Annotated in this window: 8 protein-coding genes; 7 read left to right on the top strand and 1 reads right to left on the bottom strand. The window is 40.1% G+C overall.

The genetic code is table 11. The annotated features are described in order from the left end of the window. Window positions 1-34: 34 nt before the first annotated feature. Window positions 35-1,753, bottom strand: coding sequence for a phospho-sugar mutase (locus tag D8863_RS02775; RefSeq protein ID WP_125441012.1), 1,719 nt, complete (start codon window positions 1,751-1,753; stop codon window positions 35-37). Between the two features lie 411 nt (window positions 1,754-2,164). Between D8863_RS02775 and D8863_RS02770 the strand changes: the two genes are divergently transcribed. From D8863_RS02770 to D8863_RS02740, 7 genes are all read left to right on the top strand, one after another. Further along, window positions 2,165-3,319: a DUF5105 domain-containing protein gene (locus D8863_RS02770; RefSeq protein WP_125441011.1), complete on the top strand. Its 1,155-nt coding sequence runs from the start codon at window positions 2,165-2,167 to the stop codon at window positions 3,317-3,319. Between the two features lie 78 nt (window positions 3,320-3,397). After that, window positions 3,398-5,299 (top strand): ABC transporter ATP-binding protein, encoded by a 1,902-nt coding sequence (locus tag D8863_RS02765; RefSeq protein WP_125441010.1) that lies wholly within the window; start codon window positions 3,398-3,400, stop codon window positions 5,297-5,299. Window positions 5,300-5,302: 3 nt separating this feature from the next. Next, window positions 5,303-6,166, top strand: coding sequence for an Rgg family transcriptional regulator (locus tag D8863_RS02760; RefSeq protein WP_125441009.1), 864 nt, complete (start codon window positions 5,303-5,305; stop codon window positions 6,164-6,166). An 80-nt stretch (window positions 6,167-6,246) separates the two neighbouring features. Next, window positions 6,247-7,425, top strand: coding sequence for an MFS transporter (locus D8863_RS02755; RefSeq protein ID WP_125441008.1), 1,179 nt, complete (start codon window positions 6,247-6,249; stop codon window positions 7,423-7,425). A gap of 88 nt (window positions 7,426-7,513) precedes the next feature. Further along, the gene (gene ligA, locus D8863_RS02750; RefSeq protein ID WP_125441007.1) at window positions 7,514-9,472 is read left to right on the top strand and encodes an NAD-dependent DNA ligase LigA; all 1,959 of its coding nucleotides are present in this window, start codon (window positions 7,514-7,516) and stop codon (window positions 9,470-9,472) included. 149 nt (window positions 9,473-9,621) lie between these two features. Continuing rightward, window positions 9,622-11,907: a type I pullulanase gene (gene pulA / locus D8863_RS02745; protein WP_125441006.1), complete on the top strand. Its 2,286-nt coding sequence runs from the start codon at window positions 9,622-9,624 to the stop codon at window positions 11,905-11,907. A gap of 198 nt (window positions 11,908-12,105) precedes the next feature. Next, window positions 12,106-13,530 (top strand): NADP-dependent glyceraldehyde-3-phosphate dehydrogenase, encoded by a 1,425-nt coding sequence (locus tag D8863_RS02740; protein ID WP_125441005.1) that lies wholly within the window; start codon window positions 12,106-12,108, stop codon window positions 13,528-13,530. Window positions 13,531-13,735: the final 205 nt, after the last annotated feature.

Below are 13,735 nucleotides of genomic sequence, written 5' to 3'. Positions count from 1 at the left end.
GATGAGATTGGTTGGTCTCATCTTTTATAATTTCTTATTTTACAAAAGCATTGATTTCCGCTTCGATGTTGGCAATCTTAGCTTGTGAATCTTCATTACTTTCACCCACAACAGCAATGTAGAATTTGATTTTTGGTTCAGTACCAGAAGGGCGAACAGCAATCCATGAACCGTCAGCAAGTGTGTATTTCAAAACATCACTTGGAGGAGTTGTCAAGTTCGTAACAGTACCATCAGCAGCAGTAGCAGTTTGAGCCTTGAAGTCTTCTACGACAGTGATAGTTGTTGCGTTAAATTCTTTCGGACCATTGTCACGGAATTTAGCCATGATGGCTTTGATTTGTTCAGCACCATCTACACCAGAAAGAGTTACAGAGATAGTCTTTTCAGCATAGTAACCGTATTCTTTGTAGATTTCTTCGATACCGTCAGCAAGTGTCAAACCGCGTGAACGGTAGTAGGCAGCAAGCTCAGCAACGACTAGAACGGCTTGGATGGCGTCTTTATCACGTACGAATGGTTTAATCAAGTAACCGAAGCTTTCTTCAAATCCCATCATGTAAGTGTGATTGTGTTTTTCTTCGAATTCTTGGATTTTCTCTGCGATAAATTTGAAACCAGTCAAAACGTTGAACATGGTTGCCCCGTAGCTTTCAGCAATCTTGGTTACCAAGTCAGTTGATACGATAGATTTACATAGGGCTGCATTTTCAGGAAGAGTTCCAGCATTTTTGTGGGCTTCCAAGATGTATTTAGCCATGATAGCGCCTATTTGGTTACCTGAAAGGTTGAGGTAGCTTCCATCTTTTTGAAGAACTTCAACACCAACACGGTCAGCGTCAGGGTCAGTTGCAACAAGCACATCTGCACCAACTTGACGACCAAGTTCTTCAGCAAGGGCGAAGGCTGCTTGGCTTTCTGGGTTTGGAGATTTTACAGTTGAGAAGTCTGGGTCTGCAGTTGCTTGTGCTTCAACAACCTGAACAGAATCAAATCCTGCTTGAGCAAGAGCACGACGAGCCAACATTTCACCCGTACCATGAAGTGGTGTGTAGACAATCTTCATGTCTTTACCAAATTCTTCGATCAATGTTGGGTTGATGTTTACGTCCTTAACTTCTTTAAGGTATTCTGCATCAACAGCTTCGCCGATAACTTCAATCAAGCCAGAAGCTTTTTCAGCTTCGACATCAGCAACTTCCACAGCGAATGGATTTTCGATAGCACGGATGTAAGTAGTCAAAGCGTCCGCGTCATGTGGAGGCATTTGTCCACCGTCTTCTCCGTAAACCTTGTAACCGTTAAATGGAGCAGGATTGTGACTGGCAGTAATCATGATACCTGCGAAACAGTTGAGATGACGAACTGCAAATGAGAGTTCTGGAGTTGGACGGAGGCTTTCAAATACGTAAGATTTGATACCGTGTTTAGCAAGAACTGCCGCAGATTCAAAGGCAAACTCAGGTGAGAAGTGACGGCTATCGTAAGCAATTGCTACACCACGTTCTTTTTCGTTTCCACCTTTTGACTCAATCAAACGAGCCAAACCTTCGGTAGCTTGACGAACAACGTAGATGTTGATGCGGTTTGTACCAGCACCGATCAAACCACGCATACCAGCAGTACCAAATTCAAGATTGGTATAAAAGGCATCTTCCTTTGTTTTTTCGTCCATATTTTCCAAATCTTGACGAAGGTAGTCTGGAAGATCAGCAAAATCGAGCCATTTTTGATAATTTTCTTGGTAAGTCATAGAGTGTCTCCTTTGTTTATTTGCTTTAATCGCTTTCATTATATCACGATTTGACATTTTAGTAAAACGTTAGCATAACTTAAAATGTAGGAAATTTACTTATGCACTTTAGCGGGAAAATGGTGGGTACCATGCTAACTTATACTAAGTTAGGGATGAAAATCAATTATCTAATTTTTTAAAATATTAAAAGTTTATAGTATTTTTGTGGAATTATTAAATAAAGTAAATCGTCAATATTGTTATATTCTATTCTTTTTATAAAGAATCCTTTAATGTATCAAATGAACATATAGAAAAATTTAAGTTAAAACTCTATAAATTTAAGATATTTTGAAAATATCTGGTTTCTGTTTTGATTTTTATTCTGCGTATGGTAAAATATAGTAAATCATTAAAGGAGAATCCATTATGAAAAAAATTCTTAAGTATTCTGCCTTGCTTTTATCAGCTTTAGCACTGGTTGCCTGTGGAGCTCAAAAAAAAGCAAGCGACAATGGTACTGCCTCGAACTCTAACTTTGAGGTTTCTGTAAAAGACGGTATGTATGTATTGCCTAAAGATGAGGATTCATCATCAACATACCTTGCACTTCAAGTCGAAATCAAGAACAATCGTGATAAACAGTTTAGTTTTACTAGCCAAGATATCACGCTTTATAATGAAAAAGATGAAAAATTACAACCAATTCAAATTTATGAAAGTGACAGTAAAACGAAATTTATGTCATATGGAGACAAACTTTCTAAAGGAAAGAGCGTTGCTGGTTATGTAGTGTATGAAGTCGACAAGAATGCTAAGTATGAACTTCACTTCGCGCCTAGCTTTTACGATGACATCAAAGAAAATTCTAAAAAGAATAACGATGTAGCAATCAAGGTGGATCCAAGTCAGTATGAAGATAATATTGATGAAGCAAAAGATGTAATGAAAAAATATGTCGATGCTGTTTACCTTAATGGGGAAAGCTCTGGTGGTGGAACGAACCTAAGTGCTACTGATAATAAGTCACAAGTTGTAGCACTTGCTGATGATAAAAAATCTTCTGATGACAGTGCTGAATTCACAAACGATGCGAAAGCTGATAAAGAAGAGTTTATCAAGAAATTTACAGAGTCATTCGGAAAAGGTTTCTATAACTACAAACCTTCTGATTCAGAACTTAGAACATTCGCAGATGCTTACATCAAAGCAAATGCTAAGAGAGCAAAAGTTGATTACAAGGTGAAGACATACTTGCCAGATTATGCTGTTGTTTATGTTCGACCAGAAACAATCGACTTGGATAATTTGAATGTTCATGAATTGAGCCGTAAATTCTACGAAGAAAACAAAGGCAAATATAGCAACTACTCAGAAGCTATGAAGGCTGGTGAGAAATACATTTTAGAAAATGCACCAAGTCAATTTGATTCAACTCCTCTAGACACTAGTGATAACATGAAGAAAGAGGGTTATGAAATTAAAATGACCAAGAAAGATGGTAAATGGACCATCGACACCTCTTCTAAAAACTATAGTTTGAAAGATATGGCTCGCACATTCCGTGGAGGCATTGGATACTAAGATAAAAGGTTCGGGTTTATGACTCGAACTTTTTTCATTGCAATTGTGCAAAAGAGAAAAAGATAGTAAAATAGATGTATGATTATTTTACAAGCTAATAAAATTGAACGTTCTTTTGCAGGAGAGGTTCTTTTTGATAATATCAACCTGCAAGTTGATGAACGAGACAGAATAGCTCTTGTTGGGAAAAATGGAGCGGGTAAGTCTACTCTTTTAAAGATTTTGGTTGGGGAAGAGGAGCCAACTAGTGGAGAAATCAATAAGAAAAAAGATATTTCTCTGTCTTACCTAGCCCAAGATAGCCGTTTTGAGTCTGAAAATACCATTTATGATGAAATGCTCCATGTCTTTGATGATCTACGCCGTACGGAGAAACAACTGCGTCAGATGGAGTTGGAGATGGGTGAAAAGTCTGGTGAAGATCTAGATAAACTGATGGCGGATTATGATCGTTTATCAGAGAATTTCCGTCAGGCTGGTGGCTTTACCTACGAAGCTGATATTCGATCGATTTTGAATGGATTCAAGTTTGACGAGTCTATGTGGCAGATGAAAATTGCCGAGCTTTCGGGTGGTCAAAATACCCGTCTGGCACTGGCTAAAATGCTTCTTGAAAAGCCCAATCTCTTAGTCTTGGACGAGCCAACCAACCACTTGGATATTGAAACCATAGCCTGGCTAGAGAGTTACTTGGTGAACTATAGTGGTGCACTCATTATTGTCAGTCACGACCGTTACTTTTTGGATAAGGTTGCGACGGTTACACTCGATTTGACTAAGCATTCCTTAGATCGTTATGTAGGTAATTACTCTCGCTTTGTTGAGTTAAAGGAGCAAAAGCTAGCTACTGAGGCAAAAAACTATGAAAAGCAACAGAAGGAAATAGCGGCTCTAGAGGACTTTGTCAATCGCAATCTAGTCCGAGCTTCAACGACAAAACGTGCTCAATCTCGCCGTAAACAACTAGAAAAAATGGAGCGTTTGGACAAGCCTGAAGCTGGCAAGAAATCAGCCAACATGACCTTCCAGTCGGAAAAAACATCAGGCAATGTTGTCCTGACTGTTGAAAATGCAGCTATTGGCTATGATGGGGAAATACTTTCAGAGCCAATCAATCTCGACCTTCGTAAGATGAATGCTGTTGCGATTGTCGGACCAAATGGTATTGGCAAATCAACCTTTATCAAGTCAATAGTAGACCAGATCCCTTTTATTAAGGGAGAGAAGCGTTTTGGCGCTAATGTGGATGTTGGTTACTATGACCAAACCCAAAGCAAGCTAACACCAAGTAATATGGTTCTGGATGAACTTTGGAATGATTTTAAACTGACACCAGAAGTTGAAATCCGCAACCGTCTTGGTGCCTTCCTTTTCTCAGGAGATGATGTTAAAAAGTCTGTAGGGATGCTGTCAGGTGGCGAGAAAGCCCGTTTGTTGCTTGCCAAACTTTCAATGGAAAACAATAACTTCTTGATTTTGGACGAGCCGACTAACCACTTGGATATTGATAGCAAGGAAGTGTTAGAAAATGCTCTGATTGATTTTGATGGAACCCTTCTTTTTGTCAGCCACGACCGTTACTTTATCAATCGAGTGGCAACTCATGTTTTGGAATTGTCTGGGAATGGCTCAACCCTCTACCTTGGAGATTACGACTACTATGTTGATAAGAAAGCAGAAGTAGAAGCGATTCAGACAGAAGAAGCTTCAACTAGTAATCAAGCAAAAGAACCGAGCCCCGTCAATGACTACCAGGCTCAGAAAGAAAGTCAGAAAGAAGCCCGTAAGCTCATGCGTCAAATAGAGAGTTTAGAGGCTGAAATTGAAGAGCTAGAAACTCAAAGCCAAGCCATTTCTGAACAAATGCTAAAAACCAACGATGCTGAAAAGCTCATGGAATTGCAGGCTGAACTGGACAAAATGAGCCATCGTCAAGAAGAGGCTATGCTTGAGTGGGAAGAATTATCGGAGCAGGTGTAAGAAATGGAACATCTTGGAAAGGTATTTCGTGAATTTCGAACAAGTGGGAAGTACTCCTTAAAAGAGGCGGCAGGTGAATCATGTTCAACCTCTCAGTTATCTCGCTTCGAGCTTGGGGAGTCTGATCTAGCAGTTTCCCGTTTCTTTGAGATTTTGGATAATATTCATGTGACCATTGAAAATTTCATGGACAAGGCTAGGGATTTTCAAAATCATGAACATGTTGCCTTGATGGCACAGATTATTCCGCTTTACTACTCAAATGATATTGCAGGTTTTCAAAAGCTTCAAAAGGAACAGCTCAAGAAAGCAAAGAGTTCGACCAATCCCCTCTATTTTGAGCTGAATTGGATTCTGCTACAAGGACTGATTTGTCAAAGAGATGCTCATTACACGATGAGTCAGAGTGATTTGGAAAAGGTAGCAGATTATCTTTTTCAAACAGAAGAATGGACTATGTATGAGTTGATTCTTTTCGGAAATCTCTATACTTTCTACAATGTGGACTATGTGGCTCGGATTGGCAGAGAAGTCATGGAGCGAGAAGACTACTACAAGGAAATTGGTCGGCATCGTAAACTCGTTTTGATTTTAGCTCTTAACTGTTACCAGCATTGTTTGGAAAACCGTTCCTTTGCGGATGCGGACTATTTTGAGGGCTATGTGGAGAAGTTGATTGGAAATGGTATCAAGCTTTATGAGCGCAATATCTTCCATTATCTCAAAGGTTTTGCCCTCTACCAGAGAGACTTGAAAGAAGAAGGTTGTTGTCAGATGCAGGAAGCCATGCATATTTTTGATGTACTTGGACTTCCAGAGCAAGTGGCTTACTATCAGGAACATTATGAAAAATTTGTAAATGCTTAAATTTCCCAAATAAGGGAAAAATAAAGAGACTCCTTTCAGTTTTGATACAATAGTTTCAAAATTTGAGAGGAGCTTTTTATATGAATCGACATGCAATCCAGTTGATTAGTCGTGGGGCTATTAATAAGATAGGGAATATGCTCTATGATTATGGAAACAGTGTTTGGTTAGCATCAATGGGGACGATAGGGCAGACTGTTCTTGGGATTTATCAAATTTCTGAGTTGGTTACATCAATTCTAGTCAATCCCTTTGGCGGAGTGATTTCAGACCGCTTTTCGCGTCGCAAAATTTTGATGACGACGGACTTAATTTGTGGCGTTCTTTGCTTAGCTATTTCTTTCATTAGAAATGATAGCTTGATGATTGCTGCTCTGATCTTCGCAAATATTGTTCAGGCAGTTGCCTTTGCATTTTCTCGTACAGCCAACAAAGCCATTATAACTGAGGTTGTAGAGAAAGACGAGATTGTGACCTATAATGCTCGCTTAGAGCTAGTCTTGCAGGTTGTAGGCGTTAGCTCCCCTGTACTTTCTTTCATCGTTTTACAATTTGCTAGTCTCCATATGACGCTTGTTTTAGATGCCATTAGTTTTTTCATCGCATTTATCTTAGTAGCTTTCCTCCCCAAAAAAGAGGCTAAGGAACAAGTGAAAAGGACTCTCAGCTGGAAAAATATTTTTGCTGATATGAAAGAAGGGATTCGATATATTTGGCGCCAGCAAGAAATCTTTTTCCTTTTGGTAGTCGCTTCCAGTGTTAATTTCTTTTTTGCAGCTTTTGAATTTCTCCTCCCTTTTTCAGATCGACTATACGGGGTAGAAGGAGCTTATGCAACTATTTTGACTATGGGCGCTATTGGTTCGATTATCGGAGCTCTTCTAGCTAGCAAAATAAAGGCAGGTGTTTATAATCTTTTGATTCTATTGGCCTTGACTGGAGTTGGAGTATTTATGATGGGATTACCACTGCCAACTTTTCTTTCCTTTTCTGGAAATTTAGTTTGTGAACTGTTTATGACGATATTTAACATTCACTTTTTTACTCAGGTTCAAACCAAGGTTGAGGGGGAATACTTGGGAAGAGTCCTAAGCACCATTTTTACCTTAGCCATCCTATTTATGCCGATTGCAAAAGGCTTTATGACAGTGCTACCAAGTGTTCATCTCTCTTCTTTCCTGATAATTGGAAGCGGGGTTATTGTCCTGTCTTGTCTATCCCTCGTTTATGTACGAAGTCATTTTGAAAAAGAGTCATAATCTCATTTTTAAGAAAATATTACACTACAAACCATTTTTCAGCCCTTCTCTATTGTGAGGAGGGCTTGCTTTGTGGTAAAATGGGATTATGAATGAAAGAATGAATGAGTTAGTTGCCTTACTTAACCGCTATGCGACCGAGTACTATACGAGTGACAATCCCTCGATTTCAGATAGTGAGTATGATCGCCTCTACCGAGAGTTGGTCGAATTGGAAGCCGCCTATCCGGATCAAGTTTTAGCGGACAGTCCGACCCATCGTGTTGGTGGTAAGGTTTTAGATGGTTTTGAAAAATACAGTCATCAGTATCCTCTTTATAGTTTGCAGGATGCTTTTTCACGTGAAGAGTTAGAAGCTTTTGATGCGCGTGTTCGAAAGGAATTACCCCAACCGACCTATATTTGCGAGCTGAAAATCGATGGTTTGTCTATCTCGCTTACGTATGAAAAGGGAATTTTGGTAGTCGGTGCGACACGTGGGGATGGTTCTGTTGGTGAAAATATCACAGAGAACCTCAAGCGTGTCAAGGACATTCCTTTGACCTTGCCAGAAGAACTAGATATCACCGTTCGTGGAGAGTGTTATATGCCACGCGCTTCGTTTGATCAGGTCAACCAAGCCCGTCAAGAAAATGGGGAGCCTGAATTTGCTAATCCTCGTAATGCAGCAGCGGGAACCTTGCGTCAGCTGGATACAGCAGTGGTGGCCAAGCGTAATCTTGCCACTTTCCTCTATCAAGAAGCCAGCCCTTCTACTCGTGATAGTCAAGAAAAGGTCTTGGAGCATCTTGAACAGCTTGGTTTTGTAGTTAATCCTAAACGAATATTGGCTAAAAGTATAGATGAGATATGGGATTTCATCCAAGAAGTAGGACAAGAACGGGAGAAACTTCCTTACGATATTGATGGAGTGGTAATCAAGGTCAACGACCTAGCAGGTCAAGAAGAACTCGGCTTTACTGTTAAAGCGCCCAAGTGGGCAATCGCCTATAAATTTCCCGCTGAAGAAAAAGAAGCCCAGCTCCTTTCAGTTGACTGGACAGTAGGTCGTACGGGTGTTGTGACTCCAACTGCCAATCTAACACCCGTTCAGCTTGCTGGGACAACTGTTAGCCGTGCAACCTTGCATAATGTAGATTATATCGCTGAAAAGGATATCCGCAAAGATGATACGGTTATCGTTTATAAGGCTGGAGATATCATCCCTGCTGTTCTGCGTGTGGTAGAGTCTAAACGTGTTTCTGAAGAAAAACTAGATATTCCGACTAACTGTCCGAGCTGTGACAGTCAGTTGCTTCATTTTGAAGATGAAGTGGCTCTTCGTTGTATCAATCCACGATGTCCTGCCCAAATCATGGAAGGTTTGATTCACTTTGCTTCTCGAGACGCCATGAATATTACAGGGCTTGGTCCATCTATCGTTGAAAAGCTTTTTGCTGCTAATCTGGTTAAGGATGTTGCGGACATTTATCGTTTGAAAGAAGATGATTTCCTCCTTTTAGAAGGTGTCAAGGAAAAGTCTGCGTCAAAACTGTATCAGGCTATTCAAGCATCTAAGGAAAACTCAGCTGAGAAGCTTTTAATTGGCTTGGGAATTCGCCATGTCGGAAGTAAGGCTAGTCAGCTCTTGCTCCAACATTTCCATACGATTGAAAATCTGGCTCAGGCAGATCCAGAGGAAGTAGCAAGTATCGAGAGCTTGGGTAGTGTGATTGCACAAAGCCTTCAGACTTATTTTGCTACAGAAGGGTCGAATATTCTCTTAGACGAGTTGAAAGAAGCTGGAGTCAATCTGGACTACAAAGGACAGACAGTAGTGGCAGATGCGGCCTTGTCAGGTTTGACAATTGTATTAACTGGTAAATTGGAACGTCTCACACGCTCAGAAGCCAAAAATAAACTCGAAAGCCTCGGTGCCAAGGTCACAGGCAGTGTATCTAAGAAAACGAATCTTGTCGTAGCAGGAGCAGATGCAGGAAGCAAGCTCCAAAAAGCACAAGAACTTGGTATCGAAGTTCGAGATGAGGCCTGGCTAGAAAGTTTGTAAGGAATAGTTGAAAACTAGATGTTAGATAGTCTGGAACTATCTCTCCTGGTGTGTTTTTATATCTATTAAAGCTATTCTATATTGTGCTGAAATTCCCGTTAAATTCTTCAGCATGACTTAAAAATTAAAATTAGGAATTAGGAAAAGAAATGTATAGTTACCCTGTAGTCATCCATTTTCACCGAAAAAATGGGGATTATGATGCTTGTTCATTCAGTAGAAAACAAGCAGATGATAAAGAAAATTTGTATTATGAAAATGACTATTTTGGAGCAAAATTCTCCTTTACAGTTACAAGTGCAGAAAGGCTCGATACTTTGACCTTTTCTGTCGAAATTGATGGAAAAACAAAAGACTATCTCCTACGGTTTAACTATTATCCACTGTTGACTGAGGTTTGGATATTAGATGGTGATGAGACGGTTTATTATTCTGAAAATCCAGCTATTGCAAGTCCTTGCTATAAAGATCGAAACCCGTTTGCTTTTGATAAAGCCTTTCACAGTGAAAGTTTCGATCATCATTGGGGATATCAAGGAGAGTTAGGTTATAGTATCTCAGACTACCAGACAAGCTTTAAACTCTGGGCTCCAACCGCTACAGCAGTCCAAGTGGTCGTTTATGAAAATACAAGTAACGACGCGCCGATTTGGAAAACCTTTAATCTAAAGCGAGGGAATAGCTATTCATACAGTCATAAATACAATACCATTGGTGTTTGGAGTGTAGACCTGGATGAAAATCTTGCAGGTAAAGCCTATCAGTATCAGATTGAGTTTCCGCACCACCAGACCTTGACACGAGACCCATACACTATCGCTACAAGTCCTGATGGAAAACGTTCTGTCATCCTCTCTCAGCAAGATAGACAGGTAGAAGGATTCGAAGTTAAACATGGGACAGACGCTCTTTGGCGTTTGGAAAATCCATGTAAAGCCGTTATCTGTGAGATGCACATTCGTGATTTTACAAAATCGCCGACATCTGGAGTTTCAGAAAACCTTCGAGGGACCTTCCTTGGGGCTGCCCAGACTGGAACAGTTAACCAGTATGGTCAAGCAACTGCCTTTGACTATATCAAAGAACTCGGCTGTAATTATGTTCAGCTTCAACCAATCTTTGATCGCCATAAGGAATATGATGAGGATGGAAATGTAACCTATAACTGGGGCTATGATCCTCAAAACTACAATGCACCAGAACCAACTTTCTCTAGTAATCCAGATGATCCAGGACAAGTCGTTCGTGATTTGAAAACTATGGTTCAGGCATATCATGATGCGGGAATTGGTGTCATCATGGACGTGGTTTATAATCACACCTTCTCAACGGTCGATGCACCTTTCCAAACAACTGTTCCCGATTATTACTATCGTATGAATCCAGATGGAACCTTCCAAAACGGAACAGGTGTAGGAAATGAAACCGCAAGCGAACACGAAATGTACCGCAAGTATATGATTGACTCACTCCTTTATTGGGTGAAAGAATACAATATTGACGGTTTCCGTTTCGACTTGATGGGAATTCACGATGTCAAAACCATGCAGGCGATTCGCTGGGCACTTGATGAAGTTGATCCTCGTATTATCACCTATGGAGAAGGCTGGGATATGGGAACAGGTCTTGCACCTTATGACAAGGCCAAGAAGGACAATGCCTACCAGATGCCAAATATTGGATTCTTCAATGATGATCAGCGTGATGCCATCAAAGGAGGAGAAGTTTACGGCTCAATCAAGGCAGGATTTGTTAGTGGTGCTGCTACAGAACCGATTGTAGCCAAAGCTATTCTTGGTAGCCGAGAGTTGGGGTCATATCTTAGTCCAAACCAAGTTCTTAACTACGTGGAAGCCCATGATAATTACAACTTACATGATTTGTTAGCAACCCTTCACCCAGATCACAGTTCAGATAAGATTATGCGTCAGGTCGAGACAGCAACAGCGATGAGCATTCTTATGCAAGGGATGTCCTTTATAGAGCTGGGGCAAGAATTTGGTCGCACCAAACTCCTTGCTACAGGAGAAAATGGCGAGCTGACTCCGGCAGATAGAGAACGGGCCATGAATAGTTACAATGCTCCAGATAGTGTCAACCAGGTCAATTGGGATTTAATCAATGAGAGACAAGAGAGCATTGACTTTATTCGCCAGATTATTCGCCTAAAAACACAAAGGCGTGCTTTCTCTTATCCTACATACGAAGAAGTTTATCGTCATGTCTTCGTCCATACGGCTGCTGAAAATAGTGGATGGATTGTTTACGAAATTCACGGTGGATCAGAGCACTTATTGGTGGTATTCAATGCCAAGGGAACTTCCTTCTACTTTGAAAATGCAGGAAATCTAGAAATGCTTGTGACAAATAGTCGTTCTAAAGAGTCTAATGTGATTGATGATATCAGCGTTGCAGTCTTGAAGGTACTTTCATAGTAAATGCAGCAAAAAGGTTTAGTTAAAACTAGACCTTTTTTTGATTTTTATTGAAAAACCAATATCTAATAGAAATAAATTTCAAATAATTTGAAGAATCAAGTTTGTGAAAAAAATATCAATATTTTCCAAAAAGGGGTTGTAATTTTCTGAAAATTTGATAAAATAAGTTTTAATCATTTTCAGGAGGAAGAGAATTTGACAAATTATCAGAATTTAGTGAATGGAAAATGGAAATCATCGGAGAATGAAATTGCCATCTATTCTCCCATCAATCAAGAAAAGCTGGGTACAGTACCCGCTATGAGTCAGGCTGAAGTAGATGAGGCTATGAAAGCTGCGCGTGCAGCTCTCCCAGCATGGCGTGATTTAGCACCCGTTGAGCGTGCAGCCTATTTACATAAGACAGCAGACATTTTGGAACGCGATAAAGAAAAAATTGGTACCATTCTTGCCAAAGAGGTTGCAAAAGGAATTAAAGCAGCCATTGGAGAAGTAGTACGTACAGCAGAATTGATTCGTTTTGCTGCCGAGGAAGGCCTCCGTATCACTGGACAAGCAATGGAAGGTGGCGGTTTTGAAGCTGCAAGTAAAAATAAACTAGCTGTTGTCCGTCGTGAGCCAGTTGGGGTCGTCCTAGCTATTGCACCATTTAACTATCCAGTCAACCTTTCTGGATCTAAGATTGCTCCGGCTTTGATTGCAGGAAATGTCGTTATGTTCAAACCACCAACACAAGGATCTATTTCTGGACTCTTGTTGGCTAAAGCATTTGACGAAGCCGGAATCCCAGCAGGTGTCTTTAACACCATCACTGGACGTGGTTCTGAAATCGGAGACTACATCATCGAACACAAGGAAGTGAATTTCATTAACTTTACGGGTTCAACACCGATTGGGGAGCGTATTGGTCGTTTAGCCGGTATGCGCCCGATTATGCTGGAGCTTGGTGGGAAAGATGCAGCAATTGTCTTAGAAGATGCAGATTTAGAAAATGCAGCTAAGCAAATCGTAGGTGGTGCCTTTAGCTACTCTGGTCAACGTTGTACTGCTATCAAACGTGTTTTGGTTGAGGAAAGCGTAGCAGACAGATTGGCTGAATTGCTCCAAGCTGAAGTTGCTAAGCTAACGGTCGGTGATCCATTTGACAATGCAGATATCACGCCAGTTATTGATAATGCTTCAGCTGATTTCATCTGGGAATTGATTGAAGACGCTCAAGAAAAGGGTGCTAAACCGATCAGCCCAATCAAACGTGAGAACAATCTCATTTGGCCAGGACTTTTTGATTATGTCACAAGAGATATGAAATTAGCCTGGGAAGAACCATTTGGACCTGTTCTCCCAATTATTCGAGTTGCAGATGCCAATGAAGCACTTGAAATTGCTAATGAATCAGAATTCGGTCTTCAATCTTCAGTCTTTACAAATGACTTTAAGAAGGCATTTGAAATTGCTGAGAAACTTGAAGTTGGTACCGTTCATATTAATAATAAAACACAACGTGGACCAGATAATTTCCCATTCCTTGGTGTAAAAGGTTCTGGTGCAGGAGTGCAAGGAATTAAATATAGTATCGAAGCGATGACAAATGTTAAATCCATTGTTTTTGATGTGAGATAATTTATAAAATCAGGAAAATAACTTCCTGGTTTTATTTTTTTAAAAAAATACAGTAGAAAATTGATAAAAAACGAATATTCTGGTATTATAATAAAAAAATATATGGAAATTGTTTCGTGTTCTATTTTCTGGATATCTTTTTTAAAATGCTAGGTAATTTTTTGAAGGCTTTCATAAAAAAATATGATTTCCTTCGTAAATTACT

The organism is Streptococcus oralis, from assembly GCF_003943825.1.
Classification (GTDB): Bacteria; Bacillota; Bacilli; order Lactobacillales; family Streptococcaceae; genus Streptococcus; species Streptococcus oralis_CD.
Note: the sequence above shows the minus strand (reverse complement) of the source record. Positions and strands in the feature narration are given on the sequence as shown.